The sequence below is a fragment of the Bifidobacterium psychraerophilum genome (assembly GCF_000741705.1).
Classification (GTDB): domain Bacteria; phylum Actinomycetota; class Actinomycetes; order Actinomycetales; family Bifidobacteriaceae; genus Bombiscardovia; species Bombiscardovia psychraerophila.
Genome location: NZ_JGZI01000008.1, coordinates 23,717 through 41,397, shown reverse-complemented (window position 1 = coordinate 41,397; position 17,681 = coordinate 23,717). Strand labels below are relative to the sequence as shown.

The window sequence follows — 17,681 nt, the reverse complement described above, 5'->3', positions numbered from 1 at the left end:
GTTTCCAATTATTACAAATTCGGTTGTTAGTAACATGTTAGTGTTGAGTCAGGTTTTTGTTAACGGTCTGATTGATGTGCGCCATCGAGGTTTTCCACCTGGTTGTCCGGGTTCGCGCGCTAACCGGTCTGGACTTGCAGCGACCTCTCCGGTGATTGAATCATTCACGAGAAAGGCCCAGTGATGACCGAGCTATTGAATACACCACAGGACGCGACGGAGCGGGCGGACGCGGTTGTCCCTGCCCGTGAAGAAACGTCATGGCACTCGACGGATGTGAATCAGGCGTTGGATGCGCTTGAGACCGCGCCTCGAGGACTGTCCCCAAAGGAAGCGGAACGACGGCTGGCGCTGTTCGGGGCGAACGCCCTTTCGGCCGAAGCGCCGGTGCCGAAGTGGAAGATGTTCCTCGTCCAATTCAAGAGTCCGCTTATTGCGGTGCTCATTGGATGCGGCATCATCACCATCGCATTGGAGCATTTCGTCGACGCGATCGCGATTTTTGTTGTGCTGCTGCTCAACGCGATAATCGGCTACTACCAGGAGTCCAAAGCCGATAAGGCCGTCGAGGCGCTCGCATCGCTGTCGTCACCGACCTCGCGGGTCCTGCGCGATGGGACGATGACGCGAATCGAGGCGGCCGATCTGGTGCCGGGAGACATCGTGGTGCTGGAGAGCGGGGATCGTGTTCCGGCCGATCTCAGGCTTATCGAAACGAGTCGTTTGCGCATCAACGAATCCATGCTGACCGGTGAAAGCACTGACGCGCAGAAGAACACCGAAGCCGTTGACGAGGATGCGTCGCTGGGAGATCGCAAATGCGTCGCATTCTCAGGAACCCTGGTGACCAGTGGACGAGGCCGCGGCATGGTCGTGGCCACCGGTTCGGATACCGAGCTTGGAGAGATCAACGACCTCGTCAACTCCGCCAAGGCGAACACCCCGCTGCAGCAGATCATGCAGCGTACGGAACGCGGCATCTCCATCGCGGTGCTGATCGTTGCCGTATTCGTATTCATGGGTGGCGTGTTCATCAACAAGGATGCGACCGGGGCATTCCTGTCCTCGGTTTCCCTGGTGGTGGCATCCATGCCCGAGGCCCTGCCGATCGTGCTGACGGTCGCGATGGCACTCGGCATCTCCCGTATGGCGAAGCGCAATGCGATCGTCCGCACCTTGCCGGCAGTCGAGACACTCGGATCGACGACTGTGATCGGTTCGGACAAAACGGGGACGCTCACGCAGAACCGGATGACGGTGGAGCAGTTCTCAGTCGGCAACGGCAAGCCCACACTGTGCGACGCCGAATCTCGTGACGGGCTTGAGGACCGGCAGGCGGAGAGCCTGAAACAACTGCTCAAAGCCGCTGCCCTCACCAATGAGGCATACAGAAACACCGAAGACGACGGCACGATGACATACAACGGTGACGCCGTGGATGTGGCGATGGCGAGAATCGCCGACGAGGCGGGAGCGGTGAGCGCATCGGAACTGGCGTATCCGATCGAGGTGGAGACGCCCTATGAACCCGATCTGCGCTATTCGATGACCATCCGCCGCAACCCCGATGGCAGCTACACCCAATATGTGAAGGGTGCGCCCGACAAAATCGCCACGATGAGCGCCACGATGGATGACGGCAACGGCCAGGAGGTCCGGATGGACACCCAGGTCCTGCACCAGACATACGAGAGCATGGGCAGGGAAGGCCTGCGCGTCATCGGCGTGGCCAGCAAGCATCTGGATGCGGACGTCGATCTTTCCGAGCATCGTGAGCCCCACGGCATGAAGTTCCTCGGACTCGAAGGCATGCTTGACCCACCCCGTCCCGGAGTGAAGGAAGCGATCAAACGCTGCGCGGACGCGGGTATCGAAGTCAAGATGATAACCGGCGACCACCCGCTGACAGCCGCGGCGATCGGCGAGCGTCTGGGCCTGCGGCATACCGAGGACGCGCTTACCGGCAGTGAGATGCTTGATATGAGCGATGAGGTTCTGAAGGCAAGGCTCCGGGAGACCTCGATCGCCGCCCGCGTCTCCCCCCAGGACAAGCTTCGCATCGTCGAGGTGCTTCAGGATGAGGGTGAGGTCGTTGCGGTCACCGGTGACGGTGTGAACGATGCGCCCGCGCTCAAAGCGGCATCGGTCGGCATCTCGATGGGTAAATCGGGGACCGACGTGGCACGTGAGGCCAGCGACGTCGTCCTGACCGACGATAACTTCGTCACCATCACCGACGCGGTGCGCGAGGGCAGGGTGACCTTCAAAGCGATACGTGGCTCGGCCTTCTTCCTGCTGTCCACCGCGGTGGCGGCGATGATCGCCGTCGGCGTGAACGTCATAGCCGAAATGCCGCTGCTGTTCCTACCTCTGCAGATGCTGTGGATCAATTTCGTCACGAACGGCGTTCAGGACATCGCACTCGGCTTCGAGCCGGGCAGCGGCGATGAATTGACGCGCCCACCGCGTGAGAAGAAAGAGGGTCTGCTGTCGGCCGCCTTGTGGGCGAGAACAGCCGTGTGCGGTCTGTGGATGGCCATGTGCATTCTGGTGATGTTCCGCATGCTGCTCGACAACGGTACGGCGGTGATAGAGGCCAGGACCATGGCATTGACGTTGCTCGTGCTGTTCAATCTGTTCATGTCCATGTCGGCGCGATCGGAAACGCTGCTGATCGTGCAGCTGAACCCCCTGCGCAATAAATTCCTGCTCATCGCATCTCTTGTGGCTTTGCTGATCCATATAGCCGCGATGTACATCGCTCCCGTCGCATCGGTCCTCGGCATGACCCCGATGTCGGCCGATCAATGGCTGCTGTGCTTCCTGGTGTCCATCACGGTCCTCTTCTTCTGTGAGGGAGACAAGATCATCAGGGCCTGGCTCGCCAGGCACGGGCATGGTCCGAAGTCAGGTCTGCGTGCGATGGGACGCCGGGCCCGCCGTGGCATCATCACCATGCTGAAGTCGAGCCGGTGACAGGCCGGTCTCTTCGACTGTCGGCGCAGGGCACCCCGGGCGTTTTCACCCGGGGCTTGCGCCAGATGTGATGGTACTAATTGACTGTATGCATACACAGTCGCACGGTATAGGGCCACGAGGCGACCGGGCACACGGCACCCCTTGGGATGATGCCATGTGCGCGGCATTGGATCTCGCCACTCAGGCGGCGGAGGATGGGGATGTCCCCGTGGGTGCGGTTGTACTTGATGGCCGCGGTGAGATCATCGGCAGCGGACGCAATCAGAGGGAAGCATTGGGCGACCCACTGGCCCACGCCGAGGTCGTTGCGCTCAGACAGGCTGCCGGGCAGGGGAGGGACTCGGGCTGGAATCTGTCGGATATGACTCTGGTCGTCACTCTTGAACCCTGTCCGATGTGCGCCGGGGCCGCGCTCGCGACGCATATCGGCCGGATCGTGTTCGGGGCCTGGGATCCGAAGATGGGTGCATGCGGCTCGGTCTGGGATCTGCCGAGAGATCCCCATACCGGCCCGATGCCGGAGGTCATCGGGGGAGTGCAGGAAACACCTTGCATGGATATACTCAATAATTTCTTTCGTGGATTAAGATAATTATCCGGCCGGTCGGTGCCGGTGGTGTGTGATGCCGGAATCGCAGGCTCCGGGATGCGCTTTTGGGCACTTCCGCAGCTATCGGTGGAACAGTGTCGGGTTTTTTCTTTCCATACGTGAATGACACGCAGAATCAAGACAAGCAATCGCGGTCTTCATACGATAATTCCTTAGACGGAGGGCTGCACAGCCGATCGGATAACACGAATCCTGATTCGATGACGAAAGGGTTGAAGAGGAACATCATGAGCTATACACAAACATCTGAGAAGGCCGTATGGTCTCGTTTCGAGGGAGAATCCTCTCTTGGCGCCCATGTCGCGGCATTCTATGGGGAGCGGACCCAGGCTGGGGTCGGTTTCGCCTTTGTGGTCGCGGACGACCAGATGCCACGCATCGTCTATTGGGGCAAGCCGCTGAGTCATCCAGAGCAGCTGGCCAATGCCTATGACGCATTGCGCCCCCAACGGGTGTCTGGTGCGCTTGACGACACGAACTGGCCCAGTGTGCTTCCTACACAGGCGGAGGCCTGGTCCGGCGTCTCGCGTTTCGTCGTCAGGCGCAAGGGCATTGAGTTGTTCTGCAGCTTTGTGGTCGCCAACGTCTCCTTCGGAGCCGATGCACAGACGGTGACGGTCCAAGCCCTTGACGAGGAACAGCATGTGGGTATCGAGTGGCAGTGCGCATTGACCCCATCCGGACTGGTGCGCCAGAGGGCCGTCGTAAGCAACCTGCAGGGTGCCCAGGGTGACCTGGCGGTCGACAAGGTCGAGCTTGCGTTCCCGGTGCCGGAGGTCGACAGCGAGATTCTGACCACAACAGGGCATCACCTGCGTGAACGCTCCCCGCAGCGTCAACCCTTCAACCTCGGACGTCTTGAGAAGGCGAGTACGGTCGGACGTCCCGATTTCGACGCCTCGCTGCTGCTGTCCGCAGGTGTTCCGGGATTCGGCTTCACCCAGGGTGAGGTCTACTCGGTGCACGTCGCCTGGAGCGGCAACTCACTGTTGTCTGCGGAGCGTCTGAGCTACACCCAGGGGCTGATCGGCGGTGCGGAGACCCTTGCCGGCGGTGAAATCGAATTGGATGAGTCCCAGACCTATACGACTCCTTGGATCTACGGTTCCTATGGCATCGGGCTGAACCAGGTGGCCTCGCGATTCCACGAGTATCTGCGTGCCTTGCACCCGCAATTCGCCGAACGCCCCCGCCCGGTCATCCTGAACACATGGGAGGCCGTGTACTTCGATCATTCCTTCGACACGCTCAAAGCGCTCGCCGACAAGGCCAAGGAATCGGGTGTGGAACGTTTCGTGGTCGATGATGGATGGTTCATGCACCGTCGCGACGACACCGCCGGTCTTGGAGACTGGCAGATCGATCCCGCCGTGTGGCCTGCCGGTCCTAAGAGCCTCGATGCGCTCGCGGATTATGTGCACGAGCTCGGTATGGAGTTCGGCCTCTGGTTCGAGCCGGAGATGGTGAACCAGGATTCCGATATCGCGCGAGCCCATCCGGATTGGATCGTGAGACCGACCAGGAACAGACTGCCGATGACCGGTCGCAGTCAACAGGTGCTCGATCTGACGAATCCCGATGCGTACGACTATGTGTTCTCCGCGATGGATGGTCTGGTCACGCGATTGAACATCGACTACATCAAATGGGATCATAACCGTCTGGTCACCGAGGCGGTGTCCCTCAGAAGCGGACGTCCGTGCGTGCATCGGCAGACCGAGGCCGTATACCGTATCTTCAGGGATCTCAAAAGCAAACATGGCGGCTTGGAAATCGAGTCCTGCAGCTCGGGCGGTGGGCGTGTGGATCTGGGCATCCTCGAGGTCGCCGATCGCATCTGGGCTTCCGATTGCGTCGATCCCGTCGAACGCGCCGATATCCAGCGCTACACATCGCTGCTGGTGCCGCCGGAAATGATCGGTGAGCATGTGGGCGCCTCACCGGCCCATTCGACAAGACGTTCGACCAGCCAGGAGTTGCGTATGGCCACGGCGTTCTTCGGTCATATGGGCATTGAATGGAATCTGTTGAAAGAACCCCAGGACGCCTTGCAGACCCTCGCCGGATGGGTCAAGGCATTCAAAGAGCGCAGAGGGATCTTCGCCACCGGAAGCGCGGTCCATGGTGATTCCAGCGATCCCGGAATACGTCTGGACGGGGTGGTGAGTGAGGACCGTTCACACGGCGTATACCGTTTCACGCAACTGACGACATCCAAGATTTATCCCAGCTCGCCGGTACGTCTGCCGGGGCTGAAAGCCGACGCACTGTACCGCGTGAAACCATTGTCCGTCAGTGAGGACATCACGCAGATAGGCAATGCCCAGTCGGATTCGGCATGGTGGAATGCCGATGGGGTTGTGCTCCCTGGTGAGCTTCTGATGTCGTCAGGACTGCGGACGCCATCGCTCCACCCCGCGCAGGCCGTGCTGTTCGAAGCGGAACTCGTATAACAGGACTGTGGGATCGCGGATCATGATATTCATACGATGAGTATCCTCTGAGCGGCGATCGTCAAAGACAGGATGAGGCGGACGTTGGAATATCAGCGTCCGCCTCTGCCGTTCCTCAGTGAGGTCGTGGAATTCCCGCGCCGCCGCGCCTCCGGTGGCGTCAGCCCAGTATGTATCGTTCGATGGCGCTTGATGCCGCCGATCTGCCCCAATTGATCCAGGTGTCATCGAGGATTTCGATGGGCACAGGTGCGGCCTGGCTGTGCCGGTAGGTTTCCACGCCTTTGCGCAGGGACTCCATGCTCATTTCGGCCAGGAAGGAGGACTCCCCGCCGATCAGCACCTTCTGCGGCATGGCGGCGTTGGCGATGGTGGCGATAAGCACTCCCAGACGGAAGCATGTGCGATTGAGCAATTGGGTCGCCTGTCGCAGGCCTTTGCGCGCATCGGTGACGAAATCCTCGAAGGAGCACGTCTTCGACATCATCTCCGAATATTGTTCGGCGATGGAATCATTCGTCAGACTGTCGGCGCATCCGATGTGCCCCTGATAGCATCGTGGACCTTCCGGATCGACGATGATATGGGTCGCCGTGCCGTAGCTGGTTTCCGAACCGCTCAGAGGCTCCCCGTCCTGTGCGATGGAGTAGCCGATTCCTGCCCCGATGGTGATCAGGGCGAAGCGGGAGACACCAACCCCCACGCCGAACCAGCATTCGTGCCTCAGCGCCGATTCCAAATCGTTGAAGACCAGCGTCGGTATGCCACAGCGCTGGGTCAGCAGCTCAGCGAGATTCGCATTGCCGTTCCAGTGGAGGAATGGCGCCGCGGTGACCGTCGCATTATCGACGATATGCCCGCCCAGACTCAGCCCCAGCAATGACGGTTCAGGCAAGGCGGCACGTTTCGCATCCTTGACGCACTCCGCGACGACCTTGGCAAGCGATACGGCCAGCTCTTCGGGCGACTGGTAGGTGAAGGCAAGGGTGTGCGGTTCGCCGAGCGGCTCGCATAAGGCGTTGACGGCGACCGCCAGGGCGCTGTTGCCGCGCACATTGATACCGATGAATGAGCGTTCGTCCTTGTTGATGCGCAAGGCGGTCAACGGGCGCCCGCGCTTCTCGGAGCTTTCGCTCTGTTTCTGGGAGAAGCCGAAAGGCAGACGTCCCGCATCCTGGGCCAGGCGCGCATCAGGCAGCTCCTCGATCACGCCGAGGTGCAACAGATCGCCGGTGATACGGGACAAAGCACCCTGGGACAGCTTCAGTATCTGTGCGAGTGTCGTACGGGCGATCGGGCCGTAACGGACGATGTCGGCGGCGACCTGATGGGTGTACGGAGATGCGTCGAACCATTGCGGGATTGGTGCGCTTTCAGCCTTCTGCTTGCTTGAAGATGAATCGACCGGGATGCCGTTGAGCGGGTCCAGATCCGAAGACGTTGTCATTGGGCCTTTCCTCCAAGCTTCTGGTCTCCGTCTGCCGCAACGTCTATCACAGGGTGGAGAGACGGAATCGAGTTTTTTTCTTTCCTAGTTTATAAAATTAGCTCGATTTTGTTGTCAACTACAACTGACGCGCCAGAGATAGGAATGATAATTGCTGCTGGATATGATGCAGGATGAAGGAAAGCTCTGTACGCGATGACGCGCCGAGCCACGACAATAAGGAGTCGAAATGAAGTCTGATTCCATTTTTCGTCCTAAGGGGAGCGGAATGCTTTCTGGTTGGTCGGGACGAATGAAAACAGTTTTGGGCCGCGCTTGCGCTGCTCTTTTGGCCGCTGCCATAGGTGTGGCGATCAGCGGCTGCAGCTCCACGACCGCACAGGTCGTGACACTTGATTTCTTCCAGTTCAAGTCGGAAGCGGCGGATCAGTTCAAGGCGATGGCCAAGGAGTTCGAGTCCGAGAATCCGAACATCCGCATCAACATCAACAATTCGGCAAGCGCGCAGACCGATCTGCGCACACGCCTGGTGAAGAACCGCATACCGGATGTCATCACCTTCAATGGTGATATCAGCTTCGGCATGTTCGCCGCCTCGGGTGTGTTCCACGATTTCACTGATGACCCGATCGTGAAGACGCTGAACCCAGGCATGGTCACCATTGCCAAGAACCTCGTGCAAACGACGGATACCGCGAAGAAGAGGCTGTACGGTCTGCCCTTCGCAGGCAATGCCAGCGGTTACATCTACAACAAGACCCTGTGGAGGCAGGCCGGTGTGGATCCGGACAACCCTCCTCAGACCTGGTCCGAATTCATCGCCATGCTCCAGAAATTCAAGGCGGCAGGCATCACACCGGTTCAGGCCACGACGGCTGACTCCTGGACGCTTCAGGCTCCTTTGGCTTCTCTGAACGGCACCCTGGTGCCGGAAAGCAAGTACACGGCCTTGAAGAAGGGCGAGACGACCTTCAAGGATATCTGGACCGATGCCGGCAACAAGGTCGTCGAATTGATGAAGTACTCGCAGGCCGATCAGGGTGTGACCTATCAGCAGGGTACGCAGGACTTCGCCAACGGCAAGGCCGCAATCATCCCTCTGGGCACCTACGCGATTCCGCAGATCAGGCTGGTCAACGCGAAGGTGGACCTCGGCTTCGCCCAGATGCCCGCCACGGACAACGCCGATGAACAGATCCTGACCGCAGGCAACGATGTCATGCTCACGATGGGTGCCGATACCAAGCATCCCGAGGAAGCGATGAAATTCATCAAATTCCTGATGAGCAAGCCGCAACTTGAGGCGTATGCGAAAGCACAGTCCGCATTCACCCCGCTGAAGGACACCACCGTCGGTGACGATGCGCTGAAGGGCGTTCTGCCGTTCTTCAAGGAGAACAGGCTCGCCGACTTCTGCGATCATTACATCCCGTCATCCATCAACATCGGTGGTTACCTCCAGACGATGGTATCCAGCGGGAATGTGGAGAACTTCACCTCGTCGATGCAGACCGAGTGGGACAAGATCCAAGCCAGGACCTTCGAGTAGGCCGAGGAAGGATAGAGAGATCATCATGTCACATGTACAAACCGCGCAGGTCGCAGCTGTGAAACGACCCAAGAAGCGCAGTGCCTTCTCCAACCGCAAGGTTGATCGAGCCTATTACTGGATGGTCGTTCCGGCGGCCGTGATATTCGGACTGTTCCTGTATGTGCCGTTCATCCAGGGTGTCGCGTATTCATTCACGAACTCGCAGGGTTTCGGCGATTACAAGTGGATCGGTTTCAAGAACTACGCCGCATTGTTCTCGGATGACCGCGTCGGGCACGCATACCTGTTCACCTTCCTGATCGCTATCGCCATCACGATTCTGATCAACGTGCTGTCGATGTTCCTTGCGGTGGCGCTCAACGGCAACCTGATGTTCAAGAACGGTTTCAGGGCCATCTACTTCATTCCGTACACCCTTGGTGTGCTGGTCATCGGCTATGTCTTCAAGTACATCTTCATGACGCCGTTACCGGCCCTGGGACGTGCCCTGAACATAGGTTGGCTATCCGAATCCTTGCTGACGAGCGAGCACTACGCCTGGGTCCCCATCGTCTTCCTTGCCGTATGGCAGGGCATCGCGTACTCCACATTGATTTACCTCGCGGGTCTTCAGACCATCGACGGCGAAATCTATGAGGCCGCTTCGATCGATGGCGTGAACGGATGGCAGCGCTTCAGCAAGATCACCTTCCCGCTGATCGGGCCCTTCTTCACCATCAATCTGGTGCTGAGCATGAAGAATGCTCTCGGCACCTTCGATCAGGTTGTCGCTTTGACAAACGGCGGTCCTGATTCCAAGACGGAAACGGTGACGTATCTGATCTATTCGGGTGGTCTGACCGGTGGCGAATACGCCTACCAGACTGCAAACGCCGTGTTGTTCTTCATTGTTTTGGCAATCATCGCGTTTGTCCAGTTGAAGTTCTTTGGGAACAAGGAGAAGATCTGAAATGAGTTCCGCAACTTTGCAAAGGGCCAACGCTCACGACTCCGGGTCCAAGAAGATCAGGAAGGGCCACTCCCGCCGTATCAACTGGTGGCTGACCGCAGTCATCGCAGTATTGTCGCTGACGATTCTCATCCCCTTGTACTTCACGGTCATCACCGCACTGAAGACACCCGCCGAGGCGGGCACCTTCAGTCTGCCGACCACCTGGGAATGGCATAACTTCGCCGACGCCTGGAATAAGGTCGACTACCCGAAGGCGGCGCTCAACTCGGCGTTGATCACCGTTGCCGCCGTGGTGCTGACCCTGCTGACGAACACCTTCGTGGCATATGCTGTGGCCAGGAACATGGATAAGCGCTTCTTCCGCTTCATGTACTACTTCTTCATCGCCGCGATGTTCGTTCCCTTCCCGGTCATCATGCTGCCGATCGCCAAGCAGTTCGGCAGCTGGCATCTGGACAACCAGCTTGGTCTGGTGCTGTTGTACATGGTGCTCGGCCTTGGAACGAATCTGTTCATCGCAACGGGCTTCATTCGATCGATTCCTGTCTCCTTGGAAGAGGCGGCGCGAATCGACGGTGCCGGTACCTGGCGCATCTTCTGGAAGATCATCTTCCCGCTGATGGGCCCGATCAATGCGACCATCGCCATTCTTACCGCGCTATGGGCATGGAACGACTTCCTGCTGCCCTTGATCATCCTGACCGATCAGTCGAATCAGACGATTCCGCTGGCGCAGTATGTCTTCAGCTCACAGTTCGCCACGAATTACCCGATGGCCTTCTCCAGCTACCTGATGGCCATGGCCCCAATCCTCATCGTCTACATCTTCGCCCAGAAGTGGGTCATCTCCGGCGTAATGAGGGGCGCCGTCAAGTAGCAAACAGCCCTGTGGGCTGTTTGCTGACGGCGCCGAGCGCCCCCCAACGGGGCGCGAGGAGTTGTGAGGTCCGCTCGGAAGAGCGGTCCGATATTGCAGGATCCCGTCAAGTAGTAAACAGCCCTGTGGGCTGTTTGCTGACGGCGCCGAGCGCCCCCCAACGGGGCGTGAGGAAATGTTCCAGGGTCCGCTCGAACGAGCGTCCCAACATTGCAGGATCCCGTCGTCAAATAACCAGGTCATACGGTATTCAGGACTCCAGGGTCGCCTCCTCATAGATAGGGTGGGTAGCCGCAAAGGATACGAAGGCAGTTCGATATCGTGATGTAACGCAGTTCAGAGCCCCGCTCAGTAATAGAGCGGGGCTTTTTGCTTGCTGCTCGAAGGCAGCGAATCGGCTTTCCGGCAGCCAGGGGTCGGTCGAATCGTTAGGCTTTCCGGATCGGCCCGGTGGTTTCTCTGGGCTCGAGTGTCGTCGGCACTGTGGTGTGTGCTTCGTCAAGGTCTTCACCTGCTATGAGATGCAGGGCTTTTTTGGCCGCGATTCTGCCTATGTCGCGTGCGGGTTGTGCGATGGTCGACAATCCTGTGGCAGCGGAGATATCGGAGCCGTCGAAGCCGATGACGGACATGTCCTGTGGAATTCTGATTCCCGCTTTGGTGAGTTCGTGGACGATGCTGAGTGCGTGAAAATCTGACCAGACGCATATTGCCGTTGGCCGTTGGGGGAGCGACAGAATGCTCGCAACTGCCTGCCGTGAGCTTCGTGGGGTGTCCGAGTCGATATGGAATGCCCCGCAGTCGATCAGGCCCAGATCTTCAATGACATTCTGATACCCGCGGATCCTGACGTCAAAGCCCCAGGTTTTGCTGGTGAGAGGATCGACGCGTCCTACGTAGCAGAAGCGGTGGTGCCCTAAAGCGGCCAGGTATCGGACTGCCGATGCCTCGCCATCCTCATCGTCCACTGCAACCGAACCCTGTGAGAAACCGGTGTCCTTGGAGTTGACCAGTACTATCGGCATGCCCATGTCGGTCAGTGCGCTTTGTTCCTGTTCGGTCACTGAGAAGCCGGTGAGGATGATTGCATCGGCATTGCTGTTTGCGGGAAGTCGCGTGAAGAACTGTTTGCGCTGGCGGGTATCTCCTGCCCGATACACGGTGATGTCGTAACTCAGTGGTGAGAGGACGTCGTACAGGCCGTCCATGAGCTCGCCCATGAACCAGCCCGCGATTCGCTCCCGACAGAGTAACGCGATCCTGCTGGTTTGCCCGCTGGCAAGAGCTGCCGCCGACTTCGATGCGGTGTATTGAAGTTCCTCGGCCGCTTTCAGCACTTTTTCCTTGGTGGCTGGTGCGACGTGCTGCATATCCCGTAATGCCCGCGAGACGGTGAAGGTGGATACCCCCGCCGCTCGTGCTACATCCTCGACGGTTGCCTTCTTCATTGTGGCTCCTTCGAGTGTGGTGTGATGCCGGACGGCATCATGTCTGTGCATATTCCCGTTATGGTGAGGTCTATTCATGCGGGAATGGTTTCCTATTGTATCCGTGACGGTTCGAAATTGCGTCGAGCTGCCCTCCTTGGCTCTCCGAGGGGCCGGAGGCAGCCGGATCGCATATCAGCGTATCAAGTAAGACAATAAGCGCTTATTAAATTTTTATAGCAATAATCAATGAAGCGACAAGATGCTTTGACAAAACAAACAACTCTTGATTATTATGATACATAAGCGCTTAGTATTTCACTGCGATTATTAATGAGGATTACCAGTGGAGCACAAGGAAGGAAAATCAATGAAGATTGGAACATATATGTCGTCACGCGTTTTGAAGGCAACCGCCGCAATGCTCGGAGTCGCCTGCGTCGCTTCGTTGGCCGCCTGCGGTCCGGGGTCGTCGGGTCAGAACACCTCAAGTGCCGAAGCGGTGAGTACCGATTTGGGAGATACTAAATATGAGTTGACCCTTTGGGACGGAGCCGGGCTGAAAACGTATGATGACGCCCTGATCGCGGCTTTTGAGAAGAAGAATCCCAATATCACCATCAAGGCGACGTATGACCCCGATAACGTGTCCCAGCAGAATGGGCCCAGGATCATCTCATCGGCTGATGCCCCTGACATCGCCAGGATCACCGACATCAACTCCGCAGTGCGTGGCAAGCATCTGACCAACCTCGACGACTACAGCAAAGCGTATGGCTGGAACCTTCCTGATTCGCAGACCGAAGTGTACAGAGTCGACGATTCCGGCAAAATCGGTTCCGGTAGCCTCTACGCAATACCCAGTGGTATCTCGATGACCGGTATGTATTGGAACTCGGCAGTCGCCAAGAAGCTCGGCATCACCGAGGCGCCAAAGACCGTAAGCGAGCTTGAGAAGGATATGGCGAAGGCCAAAAGCGCTGGTGTGCTGCCAATGGTGATGCCCGCAAAAGAAGGTGGCACATCGTACATCTACCAGTCATTGTTGGTCAACAACGAAGGCCGGGACAGCGTCCAGAAGTGGATACTCCAGGCGGAGGGCGCCACATTCGACACAGCAGGTGCGGTGCAGGCGGCGCAGACCATCCAGAGTTGGCAGGAGAAGGGATACTTCTCGGATGATGCCTTGGCGTTGGATGGATCAACCGCAGTATCGCGTTTCGCGAAGGGTGATGGCCTCTTCTTCCCTTCAGGCAGCTGGTATTCGGCGACATTGAACGAGTCCTTGGGTTCGGATGTCGGGTTCTTCGCTTATCCGGGCAATGCCAGTGGTGACGAGGCTTCCGCGGCGGCCAATGCGGTTTCGGCATTTGGAATACCGGCCAATGCCAAGCATAAGAATGCGGCGGCCGCGTTCCTGAACTTCCTGACCACTGACGAGGCGCGACAGATCGCGGTGGATCATGGCTATCCGCCAATCGGTTCGGGAACCGCGCCCAGCACGGATAACGCGCTGCTGACACAGATACTGGCGGCTTACCAGGATTTGGTCAAATCAGGCAATACCACCGATTTCATCAATAATGCGACGGCCGGTATGCAGGCAAGCGCCATCATTCCGAACTTCCAACAGCTTCTCGACGGCAGCATGAAGCCTGAGGCATTCGCCAAGGCCATACAGGCCCAGTACGAGAAGGAAGTCAAGTAGCTTCACCTTCAACAATTGATGTTCATGCGTCCTGCAGCTCTCCGTGAGATGCAGGACGCGAATCCAAGTCACGGTCAGCGAAAGAGACAGGAACATGAGCAATATACAGGTTGATGCCGGGAGGCTGAACCCCAAGGCGACATCAAAGCGGCATCGCACACAAGCCGGGGGAAGGGCTTCTCTGGCACTGGTCAGTCTGCTGTTTCTGACGCCGGCGCTGCTGTTCTACGGCGTATTCGAACTGTGGCCGATCATTCAGACCATCTGGTACTCGCTGTATGAGTGGAACGGCATTGATGCAAGCACCTTTGTCGGATTGCAAAACTATGTCACAGTATTCACGGATCCTGATCTGTATGGCAGCATTCTGCATTCCTTCATCCTTATCCTGTTCTTCTCGGTGATTCCTATTGCTTTGGGTCTGGTCATCGCCGCCTTGATCAAGGAGATCAAATCGAAAACAGCCAGCACGTTTGCACAGGTATGTCTCTTTCTGCCTCGTGTCATTCCGGGGGCCGCGGCTGCTGTTGCCTGGACGTGGATGCTGGCGGACAAAGGCACTGTAAACCAGATGCTCCGTGCGATCGGTCTTGGAGATCTCGCCCATGTATGGCTCGGAGATCAAAGCACCGCGTTGGCCGCAGTCGGCGTTATCGGTTTCTGGTTGCAGCTTGGTTTCTGCATCGTATTGCTGCTGTCGGGTATGGGTTCGATTGATCAGTCCTTGTATGAGGCCGCCTCTCTGGACGGGGCGGGCTGGTGGAGGCAGTTGTTCTCGATCACCATCCCAGGTCTGCGAGGACAGATCGGAGTGTGCCTGACCATGACCATCGTCGCCGCTCTGGCGAGCTTCGACGTGGTGTACATGTCGACGCAAGGTGGGCCCGGGCGTTCGACCATGGTCCCCGGTGTCGCGGTATACCGGCTTGCATTTACCGAGCAGAGCGTCGGTCTCGCGTCGGCTTTGGCGGTCGCATTGATGATTCTGGTGCTGTTGGTTGTAGGACCGTTGCAGCGTTTGGTTAATGGAAAGAGGGGCTGATCGCCATGAAGCAATCAGTATCGGTTCGTACCGCCGGCAATGTGGTGCTGGCGCTCACCATCATCTTCTCCGTGCTGCCCTTCCTGAGTATGCTGTCCGCTGCGCTGCAGCCTCAGGGATCCATGCCGGAGGGCATCCAATTCACCGCGCATCCGCAGTGGTCTAACTTCGTTGACGCATGGAATATGGCGGACATCACTCCCCTGCTGTGGTCAAGTACTTTGCTGGTCATCGTCGTGGTGCCACTCGTGGTACTCTTTTCCGCTCTCGGAGGTTATGCCTTCGCGCAACTGAAGGTTCCCTTCGGACGTCTGCTCTACATGCTGTTTATCGTGGGGCTCACGATCCCGTTCGAAACCCTCGTGACGCCGTTGTATTACGAAATCAGCGGTATGGGACTGCTGAATACCCGGCTCGCTTTGATGTTGCCGCTCATCGGGCTGAATCTGCCGTTCGGCATTGTGTGGATGAGGTCGTGTTTTGAACAGATGCCCAGAGACCTGATTGAGGCTGCGAGCATAGATGGCGCCGGACATGTGCGGACATTTCGGTCCATTCAGCTTCCACTGGCGCTGCCCGCTGTGTCTTCGCTAGGCATTCTCACCTTTCTGGCGACCTGGAACCAGTTCCTGTTGGCGGTTGTACTCGTGAATGATCCAAACAAACGAACGATGGCGGGAGCATTGCAGGCCTTCGTAGGCCAATACCAGACGGACACGGTCCTCCTCAACGCCGGGGCGTTGCTCATCATGGCTCCGACGATGCTGCTGTTCATCATCCTGCAGCGATACTTCATCCGTGCGATGCTGGCTGGTTCCGTCAAAGGATAACATCATGACTGTTGTACATACTCAGGACCGGCGGGCGCCCGCGGGATTCCCGGAGGTCGCGGGATCCGGTCACGCGGCTCAAGACTGGTGGAAAGGCGCATGCATCTATCAGATATATCCGCGTTCCTTCAAAGACGCGAATGGTGATGGCGAAGGTGATCTTCGTGGTGTCATCGGCAAACTTGACTACCTGCTTGAGCTTGGTGTGGACGCCATATGGCTGTCGCCGTTCTATCCATCGCCAATGGCGGACGGTGGCTACGATGTTTCCGATTACTGCGATGTGGATGGCCGGTTCGGGACATTGGAGGATTTCGATGATCTCCTCACGCAGGCCCATGACAGAGGGATCAGAGTTGTTATCGACATCGTTCCGAACCATACCTCAAATCAGCACCCCTGGTTCAGGCGCGCTCTTGAGGCGGCCCCCGGATCGCCGGAACGCGAACGTTATGTATTTGCCAAGGGAAAGGGCCCGGAGGGTTGTGAGCCACCCACCAATTGGCTGAGCAACTTTGGCGGGAGCGCTTGGGAGCCCTGTTCCGACGGGTGGTACTATCTGCACCTTTTCGCCAAGGAGCAGCCCGATCTGAATTGGGACGCACCGCAGGTACGGGCGGATTTTCTCAGAATCCTCAAGTTCTGGTGCGACAGGGAAGTCGACGGTTTCAGAATCGATGTGTCACATGGTTTGGCTAAGGATCTGCGCGAACCTCTGCGTGACCGGATCGATCCGTCGTTGATGGCTCCGGAGAGCGATGACGGTTCGGATCCTCTCTGGGATCGGGATCAGGTTCATGCGATTTATCGCGAGTGGCGACGGTTGTTCGATTCCTATGACCCGCCAAAGTATGCGATTGGTGAGACCTGGACGCCTTTCAACCCACGTGTGTACCGATACTCGCAGCAGGACGAGCTTGGAGCTGTGTTTGATTTCTCCCTGTTGAAATGTCCCTGGGATGCAAAGGCTTACGCGCGGATCATCGACAGGACCCTTCGGAACGCGGCGGCATCAGCTTCTTCGCCGACTTGGGTGCTTTCGAACCATGACGTGCCGCGGCATGCATCACGATTGGGGCTGCCCTGCGACGCCGATGTGGAACAGTGGGTTACGTCGAACGGGACTGAGCCAAGAATCGACGGCCTCAAAGCCCTGCGGCGGGCCCGCGCGGCGACACTGATGCTTTTGGGGCTTCCGGGAACGGTATTCCTGTATCAGGGTGAGGAACTCGGCCTTCCGGAAGATCTGGAACTCACCATTGACGAAATACAGGATCCGAACTGGGAACGAAGCGGGCACCGTTTCAAAGGGCGCGACGGCTGCCGTATCCCAATACCGTGGAGGAGCACGGGAGGCAGTTTCGGCTTCAGCGATTCCGGGCATTCGTGGTTGACGCAACCTGAATATTTTGCGGCGTCCAGCGTTGAAAGAGAGTCCGCGGAAGCGGGATCAACCTTGCAGATGTATCGCGTCGCGTTGAGGCTCAGAGCTCTGTGGAATACGGACAACCCGACGCTGGCATACGAGCCCTTGGACGCTCCTGAGCCCGTCGGGCATGATGAGGGGGGAGTCGCGGCGGGAAGCCTTCATGCGCTCCACTGGCGGCTTCCATCCGGCTTGTATGTGATCGTGAATTTTAGTGATTCCATAAGTCTCCCTTTGCCATGCGACGCCCGGGTTCTGATCTCCTCCGATGCCCGGTGGGAGCCGGGCGCAAGCGTTGAATCCGTCGCGCCTGACACGACGATCTGGTACCTGAGGGAAGCGTTTGCGGGCTAAGCGGAGATTGCATGAAAGCAGCGC

The 17,681-nt window shown here is 58.0% G+C and carries 12 protein-coding genes; 10 read left to right on the top strand and 2 right to left on the bottom strand.

Features of this window, described 5'->3' with window-relative positions:
• The first annotated feature begins 183 nt into the window (after positions 1–183).
• From BPSY_RS02620 to BPSY_RS02610, 3 genes are all read left to right on the top strand, one after another.
• Positions 184–2,976 (top strand): cation-translocating P-type ATPase, encoded by a 2,793-nt coding sequence (locus BPSY_RS02620; RefSeq protein ID WP_081884151.1) that lies wholly within the window; start codon positions 184–186, stop codon positions 2,974–2,976.
• Between the two features lie 88 nt (positions 2,977–3,064).
• A complete protein-coding gene (locus BPSY_RS02615; protein WP_051921533.1) occupies positions 3,065–3,571 on the top strand; it encodes a nucleoside deaminase in 507 nt (168 codons plus the stop codon).
• 245 nt (positions 3,572–3,816) lie between these two features.
• Positions 3,817–6,042, top strand: coding sequence for an alpha-galactosidase (locus BPSY_RS02610; protein WP_033496987.1), 2,226 nt, complete (start codon positions 3,817–3,819; stop codon positions 6,040–6,042).
• Between the two features lie 160 nt (positions 6,043–6,202).
• Here the strand turns inward: BPSY_RS02610 and BPSY_RS02605 are convergent, their stop codons facing one another.
• Positions 6,203–7,489, bottom strand: a complete 1,287-nt coding sequence (locus BPSY_RS02605; protein WP_081884149.1) for an ROK family protein — start codon at positions 7,487–7,489, stop codon at positions 6,203–6,205.
• A 268-nt stretch (positions 7,490–7,757) separates the two neighbouring features.
• Between BPSY_RS02605 and BPSY_RS02600 the strand changes: the two genes are divergently transcribed.
• The 3 genes from BPSY_RS02600 to BPSY_RS02590 are packed head-to-tail and all read left to right on the top strand — an operon-like array spanning position 7,758 to position 10,870.
• Positions 7,758–9,038, top strand: a complete 1,281-nt coding sequence (locus BPSY_RS02600; protein ID WP_033496905.1) for an ABC transporter substrate-binding protein — start codon at positions 7,758–7,760, stop codon at positions 9,036–9,038.
• 25 nt (positions 9,039–9,063) lie between these two features.
• Positions 9,064–9,990, top strand: a complete 927-nt coding sequence (locus BPSY_RS02595) for a carbohydrate ABC transporter permease (protein WP_033496906.1) — start codon at positions 9,064–9,066, stop codon at positions 9,988–9,990.
• 1 nt (position 9,991) lies between these two features.
• Positions 9,992–10,870: a carbohydrate ABC transporter permease gene (locus tag BPSY_RS02590; RefSeq protein WP_033496907.1), complete on the top strand. Its 879-nt coding sequence runs from the start codon at positions 9,992–9,994 to the stop codon at positions 10,868–10,870.
• Between the two features lie 428 nt (positions 10,871–11,298).
• Here BPSY_RS02590 and BPSY_RS02585 read toward each other — a convergent pair whose 3' ends face one another.
• A complete protein-coding gene (locus tag BPSY_RS02585; RefSeq protein WP_033496991.1) occupies positions 11,299–12,318 on the bottom strand; it encodes a LacI family DNA-binding transcriptional regulator in 1,020 nt (339 codons plus the stop codon).
• A 349-nt stretch (positions 12,319–12,667) separates the two neighbouring features.
• Between BPSY_RS02585 and BPSY_RS02580 the strand changes: the two genes are divergently transcribed.
• The 4 genes from BPSY_RS02580 (at position 12,668) to BPSY_RS02565 (ending at position 17,657) form a co-directional block, all read left to right on the top strand.
• Positions 12,668–14,005 (top strand): ABC transporter substrate-binding protein, encoded by a 1,338-nt coding sequence (locus tag BPSY_RS02580; RefSeq protein ID WP_033496908.1) that lies wholly within the window; start codon positions 12,668–12,670, stop codon positions 14,003–14,005.
• A 94-nt stretch (positions 14,006–14,099) separates the two neighbouring features.
• Entirely contained in the window at positions 14,100–15,047 is a 948-nt protein-coding gene (locus BPSY_RS02575; RefSeq protein ID WP_081884147.1) for a carbohydrate ABC transporter permease, read from the top strand.
• Between the two features lie 5 nt (positions 15,048–15,052).
• On the top strand, positions 15,053–15,877 hold the full coding sequence (locus tag BPSY_RS02570) for a carbohydrate ABC transporter permease (RefSeq protein ID WP_033496909.1): 825 nt from the start codon (positions 15,053–15,055) through the stop codon (positions 15,875–15,877).
• Between the two features lie 4 nt (positions 15,878–15,881).
• The gene (locus BPSY_RS02565; RefSeq protein WP_081884145.1) at positions 15,882–17,657 is read left to right on the top strand and encodes a glycoside hydrolase family 13 protein; all 1,776 of its coding nucleotides are present in this window, start codon (positions 15,882–15,884) and stop codon (positions 17,655–17,657) included.
• The last annotated feature ends 24 nt before the right edge of the window (positions 17,658–17,681 follow it).